Source organism: Pararhizobium sp. DWP3-4 (assembly GCF_049898205.1).
In the GTDB taxonomy this organism is placed as follows: Bacteria; Pseudomonadota; Alphaproteobacteria; order Rhizobiales; family Rhizobiaceae; genus Pararhizobium.
The window spans coordinates 164,181-187,392 of record NZ_JAFCXF010000007.1 but is presented as its reverse complement, the minus strand read 5'-3'; the positions used below and the strand labels follow the sequence as shown (position 1 = coordinate 187,392).

The window sequence follows — 23,212 nt, the reverse complement described above, 5'->3', positions numbered from 1 at the left end:
CTCCCATCAATTTTGACGCAGCATGGCATGGGAAAAAGCCAAAAGCCATTTCGACGACAGACGCGAAAGCGACGCCGCTATTCCACTGGAGACGCGCGAAACCGGTTCTTTCGAACCCTCAAAAGGCGCGAAGAAACCTGCCGACGGCGCTGTTTTGGGGTTCGTAAGCAAACCATTGATTCATCAGGCAATTATCGGCGAAAGAGCAATTATATATTGAGTGGATTTACTTGAAGCATCATGTATTTCGCATGAATTAATTTCGAGATATCTGCCATGCTTGCCGCGCAGGGCAGATTTGCTTTCCGCCCTCTGGCGAAATACATGTCGGAGTGCTATCTCACCCTCGCAACAAACCAATGGAGCATACCATGTTTTCGCAGCGCAAGCTGTCGAGCCCGTCTGATCGCGGTTTTGTCCAGATGATCTGGAACGCGATCCTTCTCGTTCAGACCCGTGAAACGACCTCTCTCATGACAGGTCGCAACCGCTAGGCAGATGTAGCGGCCGGGCCAGCTATCGCGGCCGGAAATGTTACCGAGGCTTTCAGCCCCTTGCCCTCCGGCCCTTCTCCTAGCGCAAGATGTCCGCCGAACAGTCCGGCGATTTCTTCGACGATCGGAAGTCCCAACCCCATCCCCGGTGCTTGCCCACGTCCGCCGCGGGCAAAACGCTGGCGCACGACCTGCCGGTTCTCCGGCGGGATGCCGGGGCCGTTGTCTTCGACGTCGAGCCGGACGCCGTCTTTTTCCGTTTCGACCCGGACCGTGACCTCCGCCCCCTTGCCGGCATAGGCGATGGCGTTTTCAATCAGGTTGCGCAGCAGTTCGCCGATCAGCAGCGGTTCCGCCCGGATCAGCGCCTTGCCCTCGCCCTCGAAACCGAGATCAATGCCGGCCTCACCCGCGCCGGGCACGCGGTCGCCGGTAATCTCCTGCGCCAGCGCCATCAGGTCGATGATCTCAAGCGGCTGCGGCTCCTTCGAGCCGGCAGCGTCGATCTTTGCCATCAGCAGCAATTGCGCCAGGATGCGTTCGGCATGGGCGACGGCCTCGTCGCCCTTGCGGGCGGCGGCCTGTGCCTCCTCCAGCGTCGTGGCGCGGGCGGAAAGCGCCAGCTGGGTGCGGATGATCGCCAGCGGCGTGCGCAGCTGGTGGCTGGCATTGCCGGAAAAATGGCGCAGCGCATCGAGCGCCGATTGCAGCCGCACCATGAAGGAATTGACCGTTTCGACCAGTCCCTCCACTTCGCTCGGCACCGATTGATCGATCGGATGCAGATCGTCGGGGCTGCGCTCGGCAATGGCATCGCCCAGCCGGTACAGCGGCCGCAGCGAAAAAGTCACCGCGATCCAGACGATGATCGCGGCGCCAAGGATCATCATCATCAGCCGGAATGCCGAGCGCAGAAGAATCGCCTGCGTCAGCTGCCGCCGGGCGATGGTCGTTTCCGCGACGGTGACGACGAAGGGTACGGAGTGGATGCCGGTTGACGCCGATCTCTCCAGGGCTGCCACCCGGATCGGTTCGCCGCGAAACTGCGCGTCGGTATAGACGGCGGACTGGCCGTTGAGATCGGCGACCGAGGGCAGGTTCTGGTAGCCGGTGATGAACTGGCCCGGCGGCCCATCGACCCGGTAGAAGACGCGGTCCTGTGCTGCCGAGGTCAGCATTTCCAGCGCCACATAGGGGATATCGACTTCGAGGGACCCGTCTTCGGCGACCACGACCCTTTCGGCAATCGCCAGTGCCGAACCGGCAAGAACCCGGTCGGAGACGATGTTCGCCGTCTTCACCGCCTCGCGATAGGTGTCGATCAGGGCGATGGTGCCGATGACGACGGTGGAGATCAGCAGCCAGGCCAAAAGCCCCCGGCGCAGGGAATAGGCACGGCGTGCCATCAGGCGTCCGCCATCTTGTCGAGATAGTAGCCGATGCCGCGCGCGGTGCGTACCGTCAGCCCGTGCGGCGCCAGGCGCTTGCGCAACCGGCTGACATATTGCTCGATGGCATTGGCACTGAGATCGTCGTCAAACGCCGTCAACGACTGGATGATCGATTCCTTGGCGACCACCTTGCCGGCGCGCATGAACAGGATTTCCAGAAGACCCAGTTCCCTCGCTGGGATATCGACGGTGATGCCGTCGGCCGAAAAGGTACGCGAATTGAGGTCAAGCGAGATCTTGCCATAGCTGACAAGCGACGAGCGCAGGCCGGCCTGCCGGCGCAGCAGAACGCGCACGCGGGCCTCGAATTCGCTGATGTCGAACGGCTTGATCATGTAGTCGTCGGCGCCGAGATCGAGCCCCTTGATCTTTTCTTCCTGCGTGCCGCGCGCCGTCAGGATCAGCACCGCCGCCTTGTTTTGCCGTGCGCGCATCGAGCGCAGCACGTCCAGCCCGTCCATTTCCGGCAGGTTCAAATCGAGGATGACGAGATCAAAGGTTTCCGTGGCTGTGACGGCATTGGCCGAGGCGCCGTCGTGAACGACGTCCACGGCATAGCCGCTGCCGCGCAGGATCGCGACAAGTCCTTCCGAAAGCGCCGTATTGTCCTCGACCAGTAGTATTCGCAAATCCGCTGTCTCCCTGACGTCACTCTATCGGGCGTGCTGGCGCTTGTGAACGGGCCGACGCTGCGGCAATATCGTTTTATGCGTTTCCTTCCCCTTCTCTGTCTTCTCTGTGGATTTTCAACGACGGCCGCCGCCCAGCTGACGCTGTTTCCGGCGCGCTCAGGCAATGCGGCGGCACCGACCGTCGTCGTTTATTCCTCGCTCGACGAACCCTTGGCGCGGCCGATGATCATCGGTTTCCAGGCGGCCAATCCAGATGTGGCCGTGCGCTACGAGGATATGCTGACCGGCGAGATCTACGACCGGATCGTCAAGGAGACCGATGCCGGCGAAAAGACCGCGGATTTCGCCTTTTCGTCGGCGATGGACCTGCAGGTGAAACTCAGCAATGACGGCTATGCCCAGCGCAGCGACATGCCGATGAGCGGCCGCTGGCCGGCCTGGGCCAATTGGCGCAACACGGCCTATGCGCTGACGTTCGAACCGGCGGTCTTCGTCTATCACAAGCCGAGTTTTACCAAGGAGAAACCGCCTTCGACCCGGGCGGAGTTCGTCGATTATCTGAAACGTCAGGGCAGCGCGGTGTTCGGCAAGATCGGCACCTACGATATCGAGAGATCCGGCGTCGGTTTCCTGTTCATGGCGCGCGATCAGGAACAGTTCGGCGATATCTGGTCGGTGATCCAGGCGATGGGGGCCGCCGGGGTCAAACTCTATTCCACCAGTTCGGCCATCCTGGAGCGCGTCTCCGATGGCCGCTTCGTGCTCGGCTACAATATTCTCGGCTCCTATGCCGCCGATTGGGCCTCGCGCCATCCGGATGTCGGCATCGTGCTGCCGCGCGATTACACCGTCGTGATGTCGCGCATCGGGCTGGTGCCGCAGGCGGCCGCAACCCCGGATCTCGGCCGCCGCTATCTGGAATTCTTCATGTCGAAGGAAGGCCAGACGATCATGGCGCGCGAATTGCAGATCCCTGCGGTCAGCCCGGATGTGGCAGGCGCCAACACCGCCAACACGATGCGCGAGATGCTGGGCGGTCAATTGAAGCCGGTTCCGGTCAGCCCCGGACTGATGGTTTATCTCGATCAGGTGAAGCGGGCGCGGCTGATTGCCCGCTGGAACGAAGTTTTGCGGCTGCAGTAGACGAAAACCAAAAATTAAGGGACATTAATGCGGCAAGGTCCCACCCGATGTCAGGTAAATGTCAGCTTCATATGGTGCCTTGCAGTTCTTCATTATCCGTGGAGGCGGATGATCGAGGCGTATGGGAGGAGTTTCACCAGACCCGGCGTAACGGCGAGCCACAAAGGCTGCCGCAGCTGATTCGACCGTGAGCCATCCCCGTCCGCAAAGATGAACACTATGCGCGCCGCCTAACGAGCGCGCCTGACGGAGGACTACCCTTTGAAACAGTTTTTTCTGGCATCCATTCTCGCCGGCGCTCTCGCCCTGCCGGCCGTTGCAGCTGACTACACCATCATCGCACCGGCCAATCCGGGCGGCGGCTGGGACCAGACGGCCCGCTCGATCCAGTCGGTCATGCAAGCCGAAGGCATTTCCGGCAACGTTCAGGTTCAGAACGTACCTGGCGCCGGCGGCACGATCGGCCTCGCACAGTTCGCCAGCCAGTCGGCCGGCAACGCCAATGCCCTGATCGTCGGCGGTTACGTCATGGTCGGCGCCATCCTGACCAACAAGTCGCCGGTATCGCTCAACGACGTAACCCCGATTGCGCGCCTGACCGGCGAATATGAGGCCATCGTTGTTCCGGCCGATTCGCCACTGAAGTCGATGGGTGACCTCGTCGAAGCGCTGAAGAAGGATCCGGGCGCTGTTTCCTGGGGTGGCGGCTCGGCCGGCGGCACGGACCATATTGCGGTCGGCCTGATTGCCAAGGCGGCCGGTGTTGACCCGACCAAGATCAACTACATCGCGTTTTCCGGCGGCGGCGAAGCCCTTGCGGCCATTCTCGGCAGCCAGGTCACGGCCGGCATTTCCGGTTACGGCGAGTTCGAATCGCAGATCAAGGCCGGCACGCTTCGCCTGCTTGCCATGTCGAGCCCAGAGCGCCTGCCCGGCATCGACGCCCCGACCATCAAGGAAGGCGGCCTCGACGTCGTGGTTGAAAACTGGCGCATGGTTGCCGCAGCTCCCGGCCTGACCGACGAGCAGAAGGCTGCTGTTTCGGCCGATATCGAAAAGCTCGCCAAGTCGGCCGGCTGGCAGGAAACCCTGAAGACCAAGGGCTGGACGGATACCTATCTGGCCGGTGACGCGTTCAAGGCGCAGCTCGCCAAGGACGTTTCCGCAACCCAAGCCGTCCTTAAGGACATTGGTCTGGTTCAATGAGCAAGGGTAGCACCCCTTCGACGCAGACACGCCGCCCTGACAGGGCGGCGCTTGTCATTGCCGTCTTCCTCGCCGGTCTCGCCGGCCTGATCTTCTGGGATACGTCGCGGCTTGCCAAGATCACCAGCTATTCCGGTATCGGCCCGGCGACCATTCCCTTCGTGATCGCCAGTGTGCTTTTATTGTTGGCTGCGTGGACCGTATTCGAGGCCCTGCGCGGCGATTTTCCGGCGCGCGAGCGTCAGGAGTTCGGCCCGGTAATCTGGATCGTCGGCGGTCTGGCCGCGCAGATGCTGACGCTGAAGCCGCTGGGTTTCTCAATCGCCACCGGGCTTTTGTTCGCTGCAACTGCAGCCGCGTTCGGAAAGCGGAAGCTCTGGTTCACGATCCCGATCGGCGTCGTGCTCTGTCTTGGCGTCTGGCTGGTCTTTGCCGGGTTGCTGCAGCTTTCGTTGCCCGCCGGTCCGCTTGAACACCTGTTTTGGTAAGGCGCTGACATGACTACTTTCGATTTCCTGTTGCACGGCATGGTCGTCGCCGCCCAGCCGATGAATCTGTTCTACGCCTTGATCGGCGTGACGCTTGGAACCGCCGTCGGCGTCTTGCCGGGCATCGGCCCTGCGCTGACCGTGGCGCTGCTTTTGCCGGTGACCTACCGACTGGATCCGGGCGGTTCGCTGATCATGTTCGCCGGCATCTATTACGGCGGCATGTATGGCGGCTCGACCACATCCATTCTTCTCAACACGCCCGGCGAAAGTGCCTCGATCGTCACGGCGCTCGAGGGCAACAAGATGGCCCGCAAGGGGCGTGGCGGACCGGCGCTGGCAACGGCCGCCATCGGCTCGTTCGTCGCCGGCCTGATCGCAACGCTCGGGCTTGCCTTCATCGCGCCGTTCGTCGTCAAGCTGGCGCTTGTCTTCGGTCCGCGCGAGTATTTCGCTCTGATGGTTCTCGCCTTCGTCACCGTGTCGTCCGCCTTTGGCGATTCGACGCTGCGCGGTCTGACCTCGCTGTTCATCGGCTTCGCGCTGGCCATTATCGGCATCGACCAGCTGACCGGCCAGGCCCGCATGAGCTTCGGCGTTCCCGACCTTCTGGACGGGATCGAAGTGACGACCTTGGCGGTCGCGATGTTTGCCATCGGTGAATCGCTTTACATCGCCGCACAGGGCGATCAGGGGCCGGACAAGATCGAGGCGGTCAAGGGATCCGTCTGGATGACCGGCCAGGACTGGGCGCGCTCCTGGAAGGCCTGGCTGCGCGGAACGGCAATCGGGTTCCCGATCGGCGCAATGCCGGCAGGCGGTGCCGAAATCGGCACGTTCCTCTCCTATGCCACAGAAAAACGGCTGTCGAAGCATCCGGAAGAGTTCGGCCATGGTGCCATCGAAGGCGTCGCCGGTCCGGAAGCGGCCAACAATGCCTCGGCTGCCGGTACGCTCGTGCCCCTGCTGACACTCGGCCTGCCGACCACCGCGACCGCAGCGATCATGCTGGCCGGCTTCCAGCAATATGGTCTGCAGCCCGGTCCGCTGTTGTTTGCGACCAATCCGGAGCTGGTCTGGGGTTTGATCGCGTCGCTGCTGATCGCCAACTTCATGCTTTTGGTGCTCAACCTGCCGCTGGTCGGCCTCTGGGTGAAGCTTCTGACGATCCCGAAGCCGTGGCTTTATGCCGGCATCCTGTTGTTTGCGACACTCGGCACCATCGGCGCCAATCCTTCGGTGTTCGAACTCGGCATGCTTCTGGCGTTCGGTGTTCTCGGTTACGGCATGCGCATCTTCGGCTATCCGATCGCCCCCGTCGTCGTCGGCCTGATCCTTGGACCGCTGGCCGAGCAGCAACTGCGCCGGGCGCTGGCGATCAGCCAGGGCGATGTCACGGTGCTGTTCACTTCCCCGGTTGCAGCCGTGCTGCTTGCCGTGGCCGCCGCCGCCTTGATCGTGCCGCTGATCCTGCGGGCTCGCGGCCGGGGCCAGGTGCTCTCGCAGCTGGCCGCAAACGAAGACTGACGGTTCCTCCCAAGATCGTCGCACGCGAGGGCCCGGTTGGCTCAAGTGAACTGCTCTCCAAAAGTTGGACGCCAACGATTGGAGAGCAGTTCACGGGTTAACCGGGCCCTTGCTATTTGCATGGCTGGGATGAATTCCTGTGCCTTGTAAACAAGGGTTGCAGACCGCATATTCATCTCGTCGAACAAGACACAACAACTTAGGAAAGTGAGTTAAAGAGATGAGTGCCCGTAAATCTGCCCGAGGCTTTTTCGGTAATGCCATTGCCATCTTTGGCGCGGCCACGGCCGCTGCCGCAGCAGTAGAGGGCAACCGCCGTCCGCTGGACCGCGACCTCTATACGCTCGGTATCAACCCGGCGAACTTCCATTCCGTCAAGCGCGGCTGAACCCAGCCATCGCCATGAACTCCGGAAAGCCCACCACTCGCTGGTGGGCTTTTTGCGTTTCGGGGGCACGATTGTCCCTCGCGGATAGGGTCCGGAGGTTGGTGGCCCCAGCACCCTCTCGGGCAATGCAACGGCCATGTGTAAGTGGATTTCGAGCCCTCACGACGGACGGCGTCAAGCGAAGGATATTTCCGTGTTTAAGATTCCGGCCATCCAGACATAAAAAATGCCGCCCGCTTTTGACGGACGGCATCTCTGTTTGTATGTGCTGTTTGGTTAGTGCGCGCCGCTCAGTTGTTCGCGGCGGTTGTGTTTGATCGACGACCAGAGCGAGATGCCGATCAGCGCTGCACCGCCAAGGCCGGTGATGACTTCCGGGATATGGAAGAGCGTCTGGACATACATGATCACGGACAGGATCAGGATCGCGTAGAACGCGCCGTGCTCCAGGTAGCGGTATTCGGCAAGCGTACCCTTTTCCACCAGCATGATCGTCATCGAGCGCACATACATGGCGCCGATGCCAAGGCCGATGGCGATGACGAAGAGGTTCTGCGTCAGGGCGAAGGCGCCAATGACGCCATCGAAGGAGAAGCTGGCGTCCAGCACTTCGAGATAGATGAAGGCGCCAAGACCACCCTTTGCCGCTGCATTCATCGTTTGCTGCGACGCGTCGAGCAGGCCGCCGACGACTTCCACTGCAAGGAAGGTCAGAAGACCGTAGATGGCGCAATAGACGAACGTGGTGGATTCTTCGCCTTCAAGCAGCGACGAGAAGATCAGGATCACAGCCAGAACGAAGGCGATTTCAACGCCCTTGATCGAGGCGAACCGGGACATGTTGCGTTCAAGCACCTGGATCCAGTGCACGTCCTTCTCATGGTCGAAGAAAAATTTCAGGCCGACCATCATCAGGAAGGTACCGCCGAACGCGGCGATCGGCAGATGCGCCTCGTTCATGATGCGGGCATATTCTTCCGGGCGTGCTGCGGCCAGAACCAGCGCTTCGATCGGTCCGATCTGGGCGGCGATGACGACGATGAGCAGCGGGAAGACGATCCGCATGCCGAAAACGGCAATGAGGATGCCCCAGGTCAGAAACCGCTGTTGCCAGACCGGCGTCATTTCCTTGAGCTTGTTGGCGTTGACGATGGCGTTGTCGAAGGACAGCGAGATTTCCAGCACGGCAAGCACCGTACAAATGAAGAAGACCGTGGCCATGCCGCCGATCGTTCCCGTGGTCGTCCAGCCGAGCCAAGCGCCGAGCGCAAGACCCACTGCGGTGACGATGAAGGACCATTTGAAATAGCTGAGGGTGGATGGCTGGGGAGCGGTTGTCATGGCCGCACCTCCGCCCCGTTGAGGCTGAGCGCCGAATAGCTGGAGACATCCCACATGCCCTGAACGGCATGCGAGGAACGCATGATATGGAGTGTCATTTGCTTACAATCCGCCGGCTTATTTGCGGGGTAATACCGACATCACGAGAGCGCCGTAAATTCTCGCCAGAGGGGCCCGGTATCAGGTTTGCTCAGCAGGCGTGTTGAAAATGCCCTGCACTGCGGAGTCGTTCCTTACTTAGCAAGCCTTTGGCCAAGGTCAAGGGATGCGGCGGCAAAGTGCCTCACCTTTTACCGTAAGTTTGAGATGCGTTCGCTGCGTGCGGGCATCCCGGCGGGTGATTTCGACTGGCGCGTCCGGGCCGGACAGCTGGTTGATCTCGCGTAGAACGAGGGCGTGTTCGATGCCGAACAGCTTTGCGAAAGTGCGGCTGTCCGTGGCGATCCCCACGAACACAGCACCCATGATCCCCGCCGTCAGCGGCGAAAGCACCGGGTCCTGCGCCCGCATCGCATCGACGCGGGCCAGGAATTCTGCCTCTGTAACGTGTTCCGGCATCAGGCGGCGTCCGCGGCCGTAGCCTGGGTGCGGAACGACACGAGGACCGACTTCGATGTCGGCGTATCGCTCTCATCACCGGCGCTTGACAGGGGCACCAGCACGTTGAGTTCCGGATAATAACCGGCAACACAGCCGCGCGGGATATCGTAGGGCACCAGCCGGAAATCGCTGGCGATGCGGGAAACGCCGTCATCATACTTGCCGATCACATCGACGCGGTCACCGGCTTCAGCACCCAGTTCGGCAAGGTCGGCCGGGTTGATGAAGATGACGCTGCGTTCGCCATAGACCCCGCGATAACGGTCGTTCATGCCGTAGATCGTCGTGTTGTACTGGTCGTGCGAGCGAAAAGTCTGGAGCACAAAGACCGCATCCTGGCTACGGGCGACCTGATGCTCGACGGCGGTGGGTAGCGGGCCGGTCCAGAAGGCGGCGCGGCCTGCTGGTGTCTCCCATTCGCGATGGGAAGCGGCATTCCGCAGGTGAAAACCGCGCGGCTTGCGGACGCGCGCGTTGTAATCTTCGAAGCCGGGAATGACATTGGCGATATGATCGCGGATCAGATCGTAATCATCGGCAAGGGCTTCCCAATCGACCTTGGTCGACCCGACGGTCGCAGCCGCGATGCCGGCGATGATGGCGACTTCGGAGCGCAGTTCCGGCGAGGCCGGTTTGTTGATACCACCTGAGCCGTGCACCATGCTCATCGAATCCTCGACGGTGACGATCTGGCTGACGCCCTTCGAGTTGCGGTCGATCTCGGTGCGGCCAAGGCACGGCAGGATGAAGCTGACCTCGCCCGGCATCAGGTGCGAATGATTGAGCTTGGTGGCGATATTCACCGTCAGCTTCTGCGTGGAGAGTGCCTTGCCGATGATCGGGCTATCCGGGGTGGCGCGGGCGAAATTGCCGCCAAGGCCGATGAAGGCCCGGGCCGAGCCATCCAGCATCGCGCCGATGGCGGCAAGCACATTATGGCCCTCCTTGCGCGGCGCCTTGAAATCGAATTCTTGTTCCAGCGCATCGAGAAAGGCTGCCGGCGCTTTTTCGTTGATTCCGACGGTGCGGTCGCCCTGCACATTGGAATGGCCGCGCACCGGGCAAAGACCGGCGCCGGGGTTGCCGATATTGCCGCGCAGCATCATGAAATTGGCGATCTCGCGGATGGTGATGACCGAATGCCGGTGCTGCGTCACGCCCATCGCCCAGGTGCAGATCACCCGCCCGGCGCCGAGATAGGTTTCGGCCGCACGTTCTAACTCCAGGCGCGTCAGGCCGGACTGGTCCTCGATCTCGGCCCAGCCGGTCGTTTCGACGGCAATACGATAGGCTTCGAAATCGGTTGTGTGCTGCGCCAGAAATTCATGATCCAGAACCGAGGGATCGCCCGCTGCAAGAGCTGCATCGTCAGCCGCAAAAACGGCCTTGGCCATGCCGCGCACCGCCGCCATGTCGCCGCCCAGCCGCGGCTGGAAGTAGTCGCTGGCAATCTCGGTCGAGCCGCCGCGCAGCATTTCCAGCTTGTCCTGCGGATCGGCGAAACGTTCCAGCCCGCGTTCGCGCACGGGATTGAACACCACAATTTTTGCGCCGCGTTGAGCGGCCCGGCGCAGGTCGCCCAGCATGCGCGGATGGTTGGTGCCGGGGTTCTGGCCGATGACGAAGATGGCGTCGGCTTTTTCGAAGTCCTCCAAAAGCACCGTACCCTTGCCGACCCCGATCGCCTGCTTCATGGCGATGCCGCTGGCCTCGTGGCACATGTTGGAGCAATCGGGAAAATTGTTGGTGCCGTAGAGCCGCACGAACAGCTGGTAAAGGAAGGCCGCTTCGTTGGAGGCGCGGCCGGACGTGTAGAATTCTGCCCGGTCCGGCGTGTCGAAGCTGTTGAGGATTTCGCCGATCTCGGCAAAGGCAGCGTCCCAGCTGACGCGCACATAGGTGTCGGTTGCGCGATCATAGCGCATCGGATGGGTGAGCCGGCCCTGCTGTTCCAGTTCGTAGTCGCTCCAGGACTGGAGCGCCGCGACGCTATGGGCAGCGAAGAAATCAGGCGGCGTGCGTTTGTCGGTGGCTTCCCAGGCCACCGCCTTGACGCCGTTTTCGCAGAATTCGAACGAGGAGCCGTGCGCGGGGTCACCCCAGGCGCAGCCGGGGCAGTCGAAACCGTCCGGCTGATTGGCCTTCAACAGGGCACGCGCACCCGAAATCGGCGAGCCGCTTTCCAAAAGCCGCTTGCCGCAACTCTTCAACGCGCCCCAGCCGCCGGCGGCACTGGAGGCTTTGCCGATGAAAACAGTCTTGCCCATGAACGCAGCGATCCCTGGCGCGCAGCCGATAGAAGAAACCTGATCAAAAATACGGTGTATGGAGGCTTCTGAGCGAATTCTGCTTTTGGTTCAAGCCGGCGTGTCGCATCTAGCGATAGAGAATTTCTATTGAACTGACTTGCCCGCAGGTACTCCAGAATGTCGCACCTGACCCCGGCATTCCAATTGTTGATGGACCTATGCCTTTTCGCGACTGGATCGTTCGGCCGGAATGTGCGACTGCGACGCATGTCTGCCGGAACCGATGTCATGACCGCCGAAACCACATCTATCGCCCACTCATCGAACGCCGCGCGCAACGGCGTGCTGATCATGCTGCTTGGCATGCTGATGTTTTCGCTCAACGACGTCATGGGCAAATGGCTGGTCTCGACCTATTCCGTTCCCCAGCTGATGACGATCCGCAGCATCGCGGCGCTGGTCGTGCTGACGCCGTTTTTCATCAAGCGCGGCTGGCGCAGCCTGATTAAGGTCGATCGGCCATGGCTGCATGCGCTGCGCTCGCTGCTGTTCGCCGTCGATGCGTCCGCGTTCTATTATGCCGTCGCTTATATGCCGCTTGCCGATGCGATGACCTATTGGCTGGCAGCGCCGATCTATGTGGCTGCGGCCTCGCCGTTTCTATTGGGCGAAAAAGTCGGCTGGCGGCGGTGGACGGCGATCCTGATCGGCTTTGCCGGCGTGATCGTTGCGCTGGAGCCCTCGGCCAAGAGCTTTTCCCTGCCGGCGCTGATCGCGCTGGTCGGCAGCGCTGCCTTTGCCTTCGCCCTGCTTCTCGGGCGGACATTGCGCTCGACGCCGGATACGACGCTGATCTTCTGGCAGCTGAGCGGCGCGCTGATCTTTTCGCTGGTCGGCGTCGGTGCCAATACCGCCGGCTGGGCACCGATGGATATGCAGGCGCTGTTTGCGCTGTGCCTGCTCGGCATCGTCGCGATGATGGCCCATCTGCTGGTCAGCCGTTCGCTGAAGCTCGCGGATGCGGCAACCGTCGTGCCGCTGCAATATACGCTGCTGTTCTGGGCGGTGGTGTTCGGCTGGATGTTCTTCGGCGATACGCCGCGCTGGACCGTGGTCGTCGGCGCAGGGCTGATCATCGCCTCCGGCCTGTTCATCTTCTTCCGCGAGCAGCAGCTGAAGCACCGGGGCGAGCTCAAGGAATAACGGCCTTACGGCCGTTGAGCGCCGGTCGCCGTCACGTAGATCGAATAGACCGACTCCGTCGCGGTGATGAACAGCCGGTTGCGGCGCGGACCGCCGAACGTGAGGTTGGAGACGCCCTGCGGGATGCGGATCTTGCCGAGGAGCGTGCCGTCCGGGGCAAAACAATGCACCGCATGGCCGCCGCTGGTCCAGAGATTGCCGTTGGTATCAAGGCGAAATCCATCCGGTCGGCCTTCATCGAGATGGCAGAAGATGCCGGAATTGGTCAGACGCGTGCCTTCCACATCATAGACCCGGATATGGGCCGGTGCCGTATCGTCCGGATTGGTGCCGCTGTCGGCGACATAGAGCTTGGTTTCGCCCGGCGAGAACGCAAGGCCGTTTGGCTGGAGGAAATCGCTGGCTGCCGCCGTCAGTGCGCCTGTCACCGGATCGAGCCGGTAGATGCTGCGCTTGTCCTGTTCCGGCGCCGACTTGTAGCCCTCGTAGTCCGACAGGATGCCGTAGGTCGGATCGCTGAACCAGATGCTGCCATCGGAGCGCACCACGACGTCATTGGGCGAATTCAGCCGCTTGCCTTCAAAACTGTCGGCCAGCACGGTGATCGAGCCATCCGCCTCGGTGCGGGTGACACGGCGGGTGCCGTGTTCGCAGGAGATCAGCCGCCCCTGCCGGTCGCGCGTGTGGCCATTGGCAAAATTCGAGGGATAACGATAGACCGAGACACCGCCGTCCGGCACCCAGCGCAGCATGCGCTGGTTGGGAATATCGCTCCACAATAGCTGCTGCGCGTCATCGAACCAGACCGGACCCTCGGCCCAGCGGCAGCCGGAATACAGTTCTTCGAGAACGGCGCTGCCGACGATCAGCGAACGGAAACGCGGGTCGTGGATTTCGTAAAGCGATGGGCTGGTCACGATCGTACTCCGGATATGCCGTTGCCCGGCGCTTGCGCGTCCGGCTTTGGGGGGAGACTATCGTATAAATTTCGGAACCGAAATTGGTTGGTGGAGAAAATCGATGTAAGGCGGGTAAGCTTGATGCGTGTGGTTTCCACCCCCCTCTGTCGGCGATGCCGACATCTCCCCCTCAAGGGGGGAGATTATTCTTTTCCCCCGCTGGCGGCAGATATCCCGGAGGGACAGAGGGTATTCCAGAAACCGTCACGCCGTGAACGCGGCGCTCATCAGGGTCTGGGTGTAGTTTTCGCGCGGCGCCTCGAAGATCGCGTCGGTATCGCCTTCCTCGACGATCTTGCCGTTTTTCATCACCACCACATAATCCGACATCGCCTTGATCACCGAGAGATCGTGGCTGATGAAGATGTAGGACAGCCCATGCGCCTTCTGCAGATCGCGCAGAAGGTCGATGACCTGGCCCTGGACGGAGCGATCGAGCGCCGAGGTCGGTTCGTCGAGAATGACGACCTTGGGTTTCAGGATGATGGCACGCGCGATGGCGATGCGCTGGCGTTGGCCGCCGGAGAATTCGTGCGGATAGCGGTTGCGGGCCGCCGGATCCAGACGAACTTCCTTGAGCGCCTCGATCGCCCGCTTGTCGCGCTCGGCGCGGCTGAGTTGCGGCTCGTGGACATAGAGGCCCTCGGTGATGATTTCCCCGACCGTCTGGCGCGGCGACAGGGAGCCGTAGGGGTCCTGGAAGACCAGTTGCAATTGCCGGCGCAGCGGCCGCATGGCGGAACGGCCGAAGTCGGAAATATTGGTCGATCCGAACTGATAGCGGCCGGTACTCGGCACCAGGCGCAGCAAGGCGCGGCCGAGCGTCGATTTTCCGGAGCCGGATTCGCCGACAATGCCGATGGTCTGGCCTTCCCTCAACCGGATGCTGACGCCATCGACGGCGCGGAAAACGCCTGCCGAGCTGCCGAACAGGCCGCCGCCGGTGGCATAATCGACCGCGACATTCGTGCCTTCGAGGATGATCGGTGCCTTGTCGCCGGGAGAAAGCTTGCGGCCATGCGGCTCGGCGGCCAGCAGCATCTTGGTGTACTCGGCCTGCGGACGCTCGAAGATATCCGCCGTCGTTCCGGTCTCGACCACTTCGCCCCGGCGCATTACCGCGACCCGGCTGGCGAAATGCTTGACGATGCCGAGATCGTGGGTGATCAGCACCACCGCCATGCCGAACTTAGCCTGCAGCGAATTCAGCAGATCGAGGATCTGCGCCTGGATGGTAACGTCGAGCGCCGTCGTCGGTTCGTCGGCGATCAGGATGTCGGGATCGTTGGCGAGCGCCATGGCGATCATCACGCGCTGCCGCTGGCCGCCGGACATTTCGTGCGGATAGCTGTCGATGCGGCGCTTGGCATCGGGAATGCCGACCAATTCCAGTAGTTCCAGCACGCGGGCGCGGGCCTGTTTGAAGTTGCCGCCCCGGTGATGGACGATCGGTTCGGCGATCTGCCGGCCGATCGTATAGAGAGGATCAAGCGAGGTCATCGGTTCCTGGAAGATCATGGTGATCTTGGCGCCGCGCACCTTGTTGAGCGCTTTGAGCGGCAGCCCGACCAGTTCTTCGCCGCGATACTTTGCCGATCCGGTGACCTGGCCGTTGCCGGCCAGCAGGCCCATGATGCCCATCATCGTCTGGCTCTTGCCGGAGCCGCTCTCGCCCACCACGGCTAGCGTTTCGCCGGCCTTGATGTCGAGATCTATGCCTTTGACCGCCTGCACGTCGCCATCCGGGGTCGTGAAGGTGACCTTGAGGTCGCGGACGGCGAGAATTGTTTCCTGTTTATCGTTCATGTCAGCGGTCCTTCGGGTCGAGCGCATCGCGCAGGCCGTCGCCGGCAAAATTGAGCGAGAACAGGGTGAGGACGAAGAAGATCGCCGGGAAGATCAGGAGCCAGGGTGCCGACTGGATATTGTTGGCACCTTCGGCAATCAGCGCGCCCCAGCTCGTCAGCGGCGCCTGGACGCCAAGGCCGAGGAAGGACAGGAAGCTTTCGAGCAGGATGACCTTCGGCACCACGACAGTAACGAAGACCACCACAGGGCCGATGGTGTTCGGAATGATGTGGCGGCGGATGATCTGCCAGTCGGTCAGCCCGAGAGCCTGCGCGGCGCCGATGAATTCACGCCGTTTCAGGGCCAATGTCTGGCCGCGCACGATGCGGGCCATGTCCAGCCATTCCACCGCGCCGATGACGAGGAAGATCAGGATGAACGAGCGTCCGAAGAAGACGACGAGGACGACGACAAGGAACACGAAAGGCAGCGAATAGAGGATTTCGACAAACCGCATCATGACATTGTCGACGCGGCCACCGATATAGCCCGAAGTCGCCCCGTAGAGAACGCCGATGCTCAGCGAAACGAGGCTGGCGAGCAGGCCGACGGCGATCGAGATCTGGCCGCCGAGCATGACGCGGGCCATGAGGTCGCGGCCGTTCGAATCCGTGCCGAACAGGAAATACTCCCGCGACACGCTACCCGTGAGCTTCAGCGTCTTGCCATCGTTTTCGGTGGCGACGACTTGCGTGCTGTCGAATTCGTTGGCCCGGTCGAAATAACGTGTGGTGCGCGGATCGATCGGCGCGTCGGAGGTCACGGTGGCGGTGAAGGTCTGGCCTTCGACAGCAAATTCCTTCAGATCGACGCGTGCCCGCCCGGCAACACCCTCCATCACGGCCTGCAGGCTGGACGCATCCGGCCGTGGCTCGAAGCTTGGCGGGATCGAGACATAGGACGGAAATACCTGGTCATAGGTATGGCTGATGAAATAGGGGCCGAGGAACGAAAACAGGGTGATCAGCAACAGCGTCACACAGCCAGCCATGGCGGCGCGGTTGCGGCGAAAACGCATGGTGGCGAGCTGGAACAGGCTTCTGCTGGCGGTTTCCGGCGGCAGTTCCGTGGTGACGATATCAGTCATGGCGAACCCTCGGATCGAGAAGGCCGTAGAGAATATCGACCAGGAGATTGAAAACGATGACGAAGATGGCGATCAGCACCACGGTGCCCATGACCAGCGTGTAATCGCGGTTGATTGCGCCGAGCACGAAATAGCGGCCGACGCCAGGAATGGTGAAGATCGTCTCGACGACGGCCGAGCCGGTGAGCAGGGCTGCAGCCGCCGGCGCCAGATAGGATACCACCGGCAGCATGGCGGCGCGCATTGCGTGCGTAATGACCACCGTGCGCGATGGCAGGCCGTAGGCGCGGGCCGTGCGGATATGATCGGTGTGCAGCGCCTCGATCATCGAGCCGCGCGTCAGCCGCGCAAAGACCGCCAGCTGCGGCAGCGCAAGGGCAATCATCGGCAGGATCAGGAAGCGCAGCGAGCCATCGCCCCAACTGCCGGCAGGAAGCCAGGCGAGCGTGATGGCGAAGATGAGCGTGAGGACGGGGCCGACGACGAAGTTCGGCACGGTGACGCCGACGGTCGAGACCGACATGATCAGGAAATCGAGGAAACTGTTTTGCCGCAGCGCCGCGATCGTGCCGGCAAGCACGCCGCCGACCAGGGCCAGAAGCAGCGCGTAGAACCCGAGTTCCATCGAATAGGGAAGACCCTTGCCGATCAGTTCGGCGACGGTGTTGTCCTTGTAGATGTAGCTGGGGCCGAAATCGCCGGTGACGGCATTGCCGATGTAGGTGAGGTACTGGTTCCAGAGCGGTTGGTCGAGATGATACGTCGCCATCAGGTTCGCCATCGTCTGTGGCGGCAGCGGACGTTCGAGATTAAAGGGACCGCCAGGAGCGAACCGCATCAGGAAGAAGGAAATCGTGACGACGATAAACAGCGTCGGCACGGCGCTCGCAAGGCGGCGCAGGACAAAGGAGATCATGGCTATACTCTCTGACCGTGACGCGCGGCGACAACGGGCCGCCGCGCGTCAGAATCCGTTACTCGGAAACGCTCAGGAAGCGGCTCAGGTGCGCGTTGACCGCGTTATCCTGCCAACCCTTCACCCTGTCGGACACCAGCCAGAGATCGGCCTGGGTCAGGAACGGTGCGATCGGCTGTTCCTTCATCAGCAATGCTTCGGCTTCATGAAGCGACTTGGAGCGGACAGTCGGATCGATCTCTTCGTAGGATTTCTTCATCAGAGCGTCGAACTCGGGGTTCTCGAAATGCCCGTAGTTGAACGTCTTGTTCGAGGACAGGCTGAGCGCCAGGAAGTTTTCGGCGTCGGCATAGTCTGCCACCCAGCCAGCGCGGGCGACGTTGAACTTGCCGCCTTCCTGCAGGTAGGCGTAGTGCGAGGATACGTCGAGATTGACCAGCGACACCTTGGCGCCGAACGTGTTCTTCCACATATCGGCAACGGCAGTTGCCACGCGTTCATGGTTCGGGTTGGTGTTGTAGCGGATCTCGATATCGAGCGGCTTGCCGCCCTCGCCGTAGCCGGCCTCCTTCATCAGCTTGAGCGCTTCGTCTTCGCGGTCGAGCTGTGATTTGTCGGCAAAATCCGCCTTTGAAGGATCGCCGTAGCTTGCCATGCCCGGAGGCACCATCGAATAGGACGGCAACTGCGAGCCCGAGTAGATCTCCTTGGCGAGGAAGTCGCGATCGACGGCCATGGAGAGCGCACGGCGAACGCGCACGTCGCTATAGGGCTCCTGGCGGGTGTCGAAAGCGTAGTAGTAGGTCGCAAGCGTCGGTGAAACACGGACCTGCTCGCCGTAGGATTTGCGCAGGCGTTCCAGCTGGTCGGCCGAGAAGTTGTAGGCGAGGTCCATTTCCTTGGCTTCGAAGCGGCGGACGGAGGCTGCCTGGTCGTCGATCGGGTAGAAGATCACCTTGTCGATCTTGACGTTGGCCGCGTCCCAATAGGACGGGTTCTTTTCGGTCGTCAGGCTGTCGTTCGGCGTATGGGCGACAAGCTTGTAGGCTCCATTCGACACCATCACGCCCGGCTTGACGAAATCGGCGCCGTTCTTTTCGAAGCTGGCTTTGGAAACCGGCAGGGCGGTCTGGTGGGCGAGAAGCTCAAGGAAGAACGGAGTCGGGCGCTCAAGAGTGATTTCCAGCGTCTTGTCATCGATGGCCTTCAGGCCCAGCTGATCGACGGGCACTTCGCCCTTATTGACCTTTTCGGCGTTCTTGATCGGGAAAAGGATGTTGGCATAACCGGCAGCCGTCTTTGGATCTTCAACGCGCTGGAGCGAGAAAACGAAGTCCCCGGCTGTGACCGGAGAGCCATCCGACCACTTGGCGTCGGCGCGAAGCTTGAAGGTGTAGACGAGATTATCGTCTGACAGATCCCAGGTTTCGGCGGCACCGGGAACGACCTTGCCGGCTGCATCATAGATCGTCAGGCCTTCATAGAGGTCCTTCAGAATAAATTCTTCGATGTTGATCGAGGTATGCGCCTGGTCGAGCGTCTGCGGTTCGCCGGCATTGCCGCGATGCAGAACGGTTTCTGCAAGCGCAGGGCTGGCGCCGATGAGAATTGATCCAAGCAACATCGCTGCGCGGAGGTTGATTTTTGCCAGTGTCATTTTGTTATCCGTCCCCTTTTTTTAGGTTGTGAGGCGGCGATAGAATGCCAAATCTTTTCCAGTGGCAAGGCTCTTTATGTCGCCCATGGTGGCGCCATGTCGCTCGCTGACAGGTAATACTAGCGCCGTGGTTGCATTTCAATCTCGCCATTTTCTAATTAAGTTGTGTTGTGTGGTGTTGTTCCCGAAGGTCTCCCGGCAGCGTCCGCGCAAGCTTCCCAATTATTTCCGGCGGTTTACGTAATATGCGTGCGTGAGAGGCCGTCTTGCGAAAGTGATTGTGCACAACACCATCTTTGAGGGTGCGACCGCTGGTCGAGGATCACGCACGCATGACCCGCGTGCGACGATTCTATTTCAATCTCAGATTGCTTTGTTCGGTTCAGCAAAAAAATACAGGATAAATTGTCCGCAGCACTCGACCTGTAACGTTTCCGGATGCTCAACAATCGCATTTCCGCCGCTACAGCGGTTGCCAAACCCGGATCATCAATTATGGTGCCCTGGAAAATCCACCCTCATTCGCCAGGAGGCCTGGTCGCGATACCAGTTGGCTTTTGTGGGGAGCACTTCTGCTCACGCGGAGAATAAGGTGCGCATATCGTCCTCAGGAACGATGCGCTGAGACAATGGGAGACTTCTGACTATGGCATTGATCACCTTGCGGCAGCTATTGGACCACGCCGCTGAAAACAATTACGCGCTGCCCGCGTTCAATGTGAACAATCTGGAATATATCCAGGCCGTGATGCGCGCGGCCGATGCCACGGATTCACCGGTCATCCTGCAGGCAAGCCGTGGCGCTCGCGCCTATGCCGGCGACGCTTTCCTGCGTCATCTGATCCTCGGGGCCACCGAAGAATATCCGCATATCCCGGTCTGCCTGCATCTCGACCATGGCGACCAGCCCTCCACCTGCATCTCGGCAATCACCAACGGTTTTACCTCGGTGATGATGGACGGCTCGCTTCTGGCAGACGGCAAGTCGATCGCGTCCTATGAATACAATGTCGGCGTCACCGCCGAAGTCGTGAAGATCGCCCATGCCGCCGGCGTTTCCGTCGAAGGTGAACTCGGCTGTCTCGGCAACCTGGAAACGGGCGCCGGCGAAAAGGAAGACGGCCACGGCTTCGAAGGCAAGCTGTCGCGGGAGGAACTGTTGACCGATCCGGAACAGGCCTTCGACTTCGTCGAAAAGACCGGCGTCGATGCGCTCGCGGTCGCCATCGGCACCAGCCACGGCGCCTATAAGTTTACCCGTGCACCGGACGGTGAAATCCTGTCGATCGACACCATTGCCCGAATCCACAAGCGCCTGCCGAACACCCATATGGTCATGCACGGTTCGTCCACCGTTCCGCAGGATCTGCAGGACCTGTTCAACGAGTTCGGCGGCCAGATGAAGCAGACCTGGGGCGTCCCGCTCTCCGAAATCCAGAAGGCCATTCCGCTGGGGGTCCGCAAGGTCAATATCGACACCGACCTGCGCCTCGCCTTTACCGGTGAAATCCGCAAGCATCACCTGCAGAACCCGGACAATTTCGACCCGCGCAATTACCTGAAGCCGGCGACGGCCCGCATGGTCGATGTCTGCAAGGAGCGCTTCATTGCCTTCAACACAGCCGGCCAGGCATCGAAAATTCGCGTCAAACGCCTGCCCGATATGGCAAAGGCCTATTCAAAGGTCGCCTGAAGACGCATTGTGGCGGAAGCTTCTTCCGCCACATCCCGCTTCGAGGGCAATCGCATGAGCTTTCCGCTGTTTGACCTGGCCGGCCGGCGCGCACTGATCACCGGCTCCAGCCAGGGTATCGGTTTTGCCCTGGCGGAGGGCCTTGCGGCCCACGGCGCCGAGATCGTCGTCAACGGCCGTGATATCGACAAGGTCGAAGCGGCAGTCTCCGCTCTCAGGGACAGCGGCCATGTTGCCAATGCCGCCGCCTTCGACGTGACCAGCAGGGACGCCGCTGCCGAGGCTGTTGCCATCGTCGAGAGCGAAATCGGCGCAATCGATATCCTGATCAACAATGCCGGCATGCAGTTCCGTTCGCCGCTGGAAGATTTTCCGGCGGACAAATGGGAGCAGTTGCTGGCAACGAATATTTCCAGCGTCTTCTATGTCAGCCAGGCCGTTGCCCGTTTCATGATCGGCCGGGGGCGGGGCAAGATCGTCAATATCGCCTCGGTCCAGAGCGAACTCGCCCGGCCTGGGATTGCGCCCTACACGGCGACCAAGGGCGCGGTCAGAAACCTGACGCGCGGCATGTGTGCCGACTGGGCCCGGCACGGATTGCAGATCAATGCGATCGCGCCAGGTTATTTCCGGACACCACTCAATCAGGCGCTGGTCGATAATCCGGAGTTTTCAGACTGGCTGGAAAAGCGTACACCCGCAGCGCGCTGGGGAAATGTCGAAGAGCTGGTCGGCTCCGCGGTTTTCCTGGCCAGCAACGCTTCTTCTTTCGTGAACGGACACACGCTCTATGTCGATGGCGGCATCACAACCTCTCTCTGAAAACCCGGGCCTGCCGGTAATCGTCATGGGTGTCAGCGGCTGCGGCAAGACCTCGGTCGGCGAGCGGCTGGCACAAGCGCTGAACTGCCGGTTCATCGAGGGCGACAGCCTGCATCCGGCTGCCAATATCGGGAAAATGTCGGCCGGCATTCCCCTTGGAGATGACGACCGCTGGCCGTGGCTCGATATCATCGGCGGCCTGATCGGCGAGAGTGTCGCGCAGGGCGAGCGGGTCATCGTTTCGTGTTCGGCGCTGAAGAAAGCCTATCGTGACCGGTTGCGGACTGAAGCCGGTGGCCGTCTGGCCTTCGTTTTCCTGGAGGGATCGCGCGCCGTTTTCGACAAGCGCATGCAGGCCCGCGCCGGTCATTTCATGCCGGCATCGCTGCTGGACAGCCAGTTCGCGACGCTGGAGCCACCAACCGGCGAGCGCGATGTGGTGACCGTCGACGTTGACCTGACCGTCGATGAGATCGTCACGAAAGCCGTGGCCGGACTACAAGATTTGCTGACGCGCTGAGGTCAGTCCAGGGGCAAAAGCACTTTACATCGCCGCCTGCCTTTGATCTGTCAGACGGCAAGATTGTCTGGATTTCAAGGGAAGAGGAAAGATGAAACTTTTGCGCTACGGGCCGTTTGGGTCTGAAAAGCCGGGCGTCCTCGACAAGGACGGCCAGATTCGCGACTTGAGCGGCATCATCGCCGATATCGGCGGCGACGCGATCAGCGACATGGGCTGGGCGAAGGATCTCGATATCGACAGCCTGCCGGTGGTTGGCGGCAGTCCGCGTCTCGGCGCTTGCGTTACGGGCACCGGAAAATTCATCTGCATCGGCCTGAACTATGCCGACCACGCCGCCGAAACCGGTGCCACGGTGCCGCCGGAGCCGGTGATCTTCATGAAGGCGACCTCGGCGATCGTCGGCCCGAACGATGACGTCCTCATCCCGCGTGGTTCGGAAGCGACCGACTGGGAAGTCGAGCTGGGTGTGATCATTGGCAAAAAGGCCAAATATGTTTCCGAAGCGGATGCACTGGAGCATGTCGCCGGCTATTGCGTCATCAATGACGTTTCCGAACGCGATTTCCAGACCAAGCGTTCCGGCCAGTGGACCAAGGGCAAATCCTGCGACACGTTTGGCCCGACCGGCCCGTGGCTCGTGACCAAGGACGAGGTTATGGATCCGCAGAACCTGAAGATGTGGCTGACGGTCAATGGCGTCAGCAAGCAGAACGGGTCATCCAAGACCATGGTCTATGGCGTCGCGCATGTGGTCAGCTATCTCAGCCAGTTCATGACGCTGCATCCCGGCGATATCATCTCGACGGGAACGCCGCCCGGCGTCGGCATGGGCTTCAAGCCGCCGCAATATCTGAAGGCCGGCGATGTCGTCGAGCTGGGCATCGAGGGCCTGGGCACGCAGAAGCAGACCTTCGTCGCCGACGTCTGATTGCTGTCATACATTAGGGGAGGGCGCGTGCTGCGGCATCGCGCCCTTTTTCGTACC

General features: G+C 61.3%; 22 protein-coding genes. 12 read left to right on the top strand and 10 right to left on the bottom strand.

Annotated features, from left to right (window positions below; all coding sequences use genetic code 11):
• Window positions 1-22: 22 nt before the first annotated feature.
• Together ACP7E6_RS19315 and ACP7E6_RS19310 are read left to right on the top strand one after the other, a co-directional pair.
• Entirely contained in the window at window positions 23-220 is a 198-nt protein-coding gene (locus ACP7E6_RS19315) for a hypothetical protein (protein ID WP_426231339.1), read from the top strand.
• Window positions 221-371: 151 nt separating this feature from the next.
• On the top strand, window positions 372-494 hold the full coding sequence (locus ACP7E6_RS19310) for a hypothetical protein (RefSeq protein ID WP_274534236.1): 123 nt from the start codon (window positions 372-374) through the stop codon (window positions 492-494).
• On the opposite strand, the gene ACP7E6_RS19305 is transcribed toward ACP7E6_RS19310, so the two are convergent.
• Complete coding sequence (locus ACP7E6_RS19305) at window positions 491-1,900, bottom strand: sensor histidine kinase (RefSeq protein ID WP_426231338.1); 1,410 nt, start codon at window positions 1,898-1,900, stop codon at window positions 491-493. The two genes, ACP7E6_RS19310 and ACP7E6_RS19305, sit on opposite strands and share 4 nt — an antisense overlap.
• Window positions 1,900-2,574 carry a response regulator gene (locus ACP7E6_RS19300; protein WP_426231337.1) on the bottom strand — a complete coding sequence of 225 codons (675 nt, stop codon included), beginning with the start codon at window positions 2,572-2,574 and terminating at the stop codon, window positions 1,900-1,902. Before ACP7E6_RS19300 ends, ACP7E6_RS19305 begins: the two co-directional genes overlap by 1 nt.
• A 78-nt stretch (window positions 2,575-2,652) precedes the next feature.
• Between ACP7E6_RS19300 and ACP7E6_RS19295 the strand changes: the two genes are divergently transcribed.
• The 5 genes from ACP7E6_RS19295 (at window position 2,653) to ACP7E6_RS19275 (ending at window position 7,329) form a co-directional block, all read left to right on the top strand.
• The gene (locus ACP7E6_RS19295; protein ID WP_426231336.1) at window positions 2,653-3,720 is read left to right on the top strand and encodes an ABC transporter substrate-binding protein; all 1,068 of its coding nucleotides are present in this window, start codon (window positions 2,653-2,655) and stop codon (window positions 3,718-3,720) included.
• A 261-nt stretch (window positions 3,721-3,981) separates the two neighbouring features.
• Window positions 3,982-4,926 (top strand): Bug family tripartite tricarboxylate transporter substrate binding protein, encoded by a 945-nt coding sequence (locus ACP7E6_RS19290; RefSeq protein WP_426231335.1) that lies wholly within the window; start codon window positions 3,982-3,984, stop codon window positions 4,924-4,926.
• On the top strand, window positions 4,923-5,414 hold the full coding sequence (locus ACP7E6_RS19285; protein WP_426231334.1) for a tripartite tricarboxylate transporter TctB family protein: 492 nt from the start codon (window positions 4,923-4,925) through the stop codon (window positions 5,412-5,414). The genes ACP7E6_RS19290 and ACP7E6_RS19285 overlap by 4 nt, the downstream gene beginning before the upstream one ends.
• Window positions 5,415-5,423: 9 nt before the next feature.
• Window positions 5,424-6,941: a tripartite tricarboxylate transporter permease gene (locus ACP7E6_RS19280; RefSeq protein ID WP_426231333.1), complete on the top strand. Its 1,518-nt coding sequence runs from the start codon at window positions 5,424-5,426 to the stop codon at window positions 6,939-6,941.
• 220 nt (window positions 6,942-7,161) lie between these two features.
• Window positions 7,162-7,329, top strand: coding sequence for a hypothetical protein (locus ACP7E6_RS19275; RefSeq protein ID WP_318414815.1), 168 nt, complete (start codon window positions 7,162-7,164; stop codon window positions 7,327-7,329).
• Between the two features lie 276 nt (window positions 7,330-7,605).
• Here ACP7E6_RS19275 and ACP7E6_RS19270 read toward each other — a convergent pair whose 3' ends face one another.
• From ACP7E6_RS19270 to ACP7E6_RS19260, 3 genes are all read right to left on the bottom strand, one after another.
• The gene (locus ACP7E6_RS19270; RefSeq protein ID WP_426231332.1) at window positions 7,606-8,670 is read right to left on the bottom strand and encodes a DUF475 domain-containing protein; all 1,065 of its coding nucleotides are present in this window, start codon (window positions 8,668-8,670) and stop codon (window positions 7,606-7,608) included.
• A 258-nt stretch (window positions 8,671-8,928) separates the two neighbouring features.
• A complete protein-coding gene (locus ACP7E6_RS19265; RefSeq protein WP_426231331.1) occupies window positions 8,929-9,228 on the bottom strand; it encodes a hypothetical protein in 300 nt (99 codons plus the stop codon).
• Window positions 9,228-11,537 (bottom strand): FdhF/YdeP family oxidoreductase, encoded by a 2,310-nt coding sequence (locus ACP7E6_RS19260; RefSeq protein WP_426231330.1) that lies wholly within the window; start codon window positions 11,535-11,537, stop codon window positions 9,228-9,230. Before ACP7E6_RS19260 ends, ACP7E6_RS19265 begins: the two co-directional genes overlap by 1 nt.
• A 270-nt stretch (window positions 11,538-11,807) precedes the next feature.
• On the opposite strand from ACP7E6_RS19260, the gene ACP7E6_RS19255 reads away from it, so the two are divergent.
• Entirely contained in the window at window positions 11,808-12,722 is a 915-nt protein-coding gene (locus ACP7E6_RS19255; RefSeq protein WP_426231329.1) for a DMT family transporter, read from the top strand.
• A gap of 5 nt (window positions 12,723-12,727) precedes the next feature.
• Here ACP7E6_RS19255 and ACP7E6_RS19250 read toward each other — a convergent pair whose 3' ends face one another.
• The 5 genes from ACP7E6_RS19250 to ACP7E6_RS19230 all read right to left on the bottom strand — a co-directional run bounded on the left by ACP7E6_RS19250 (window position 12,728) and on the right by ACP7E6_RS19230 (window position 19,189).
• Window positions 12,728-13,639, bottom strand: a complete 912-nt coding sequence (locus ACP7E6_RS19250) for an SMP-30/gluconolactonase/LRE family protein (protein ID WP_426231328.1) — start codon at window positions 13,637-13,639, stop codon at window positions 12,728-12,730.
• Window positions 13,640-13,885: 246 nt separating this feature from the next.
• Window positions 13,886-15,487: an ABC transporter ATP-binding protein gene (locus ACP7E6_RS19245; RefSeq protein WP_426231327.1), complete on the bottom strand. Its 1,602-nt coding sequence runs from the start codon at window positions 15,485-15,487 to the stop codon at window positions 13,886-13,888.
• A gap of 1 nt (window position 15,488) precedes the next feature.
• The gene (locus ACP7E6_RS19240) at window positions 15,489-16,616 is read right to left on the bottom strand and encodes an ABC transporter permease (RefSeq protein WP_426231326.1); all 1,128 of its coding nucleotides are present in this window, start codon (window positions 16,614-16,616) and stop codon (window positions 15,489-15,491) included.
• Complete coding sequence (gene oppB / locus ACP7E6_RS19235; protein ID WP_426125794.1) at window positions 16,609-17,532, bottom strand: oligopeptide ABC transporter permease OppB; 924 nt, start codon at window positions 17,530-17,532, stop codon at window positions 16,609-16,611. Before oppB ends, ACP7E6_RS19240 begins: the two co-directional genes overlap by 8 nt.
• A gap of 58 nt (window positions 17,533-17,590) precedes the next feature.
• Window positions 17,591-19,189: a peptide ABC transporter substrate-binding protein gene (locus tag ACP7E6_RS19230; RefSeq protein ID WP_426231325.1), complete on the bottom strand. Its 1,599-nt coding sequence runs from the start codon at window positions 19,187-19,189 to the stop codon at window positions 17,591-17,593.
• A gap of 646 nt (window positions 19,190-19,835) precedes the next feature.
• Between ACP7E6_RS19230 and fba the strand changes: the two genes are divergently transcribed.
• The 4 genes from fba to ACP7E6_RS19210 all read left to right on the top strand — a co-directional run bounded on the left by fba (window position 19,836) and on the right by ACP7E6_RS19210 (window position 23,155).
• Window positions 19,836-20,882 (top strand): class II fructose-bisphosphate aldolase, encoded by a 1,047-nt coding sequence (fba, locus tag ACP7E6_RS19225; RefSeq protein WP_426231324.1) that lies wholly within the window; start codon window positions 19,836-19,838, stop codon window positions 20,880-20,882.
• Between the two features lie 54 nt (window positions 20,883-20,936).
• Window positions 20,937-21,704: an SDR family oxidoreductase gene (locus tag ACP7E6_RS19220; protein WP_426231323.1), complete on the top strand. Its 768-nt coding sequence runs from the start codon at window positions 20,937-20,939 to the stop codon at window positions 21,702-21,704.
• Window positions 21,673-22,224, top strand: a complete 552-nt coding sequence (locus tag ACP7E6_RS19215) for a gluconokinase (protein ID WP_426231322.1) — start codon at window positions 21,673-21,675, stop codon at window positions 22,222-22,224. The genes ACP7E6_RS19220 and ACP7E6_RS19215 overlap by 32 nt, the downstream gene beginning before the upstream one ends.
• Before the next feature lie 91 nt (window positions 22,225-22,315).
• Window positions 22,316-23,155 (top strand): fumarylacetoacetate hydrolase family protein, encoded by an 840-nt coding sequence (locus ACP7E6_RS19210; protein ID WP_426231321.1) that lies wholly within the window; start codon window positions 22,316-22,318, stop codon window positions 23,153-23,155.
• Window positions 23,156-23,212 lie beyond the last annotated feature (57 nt).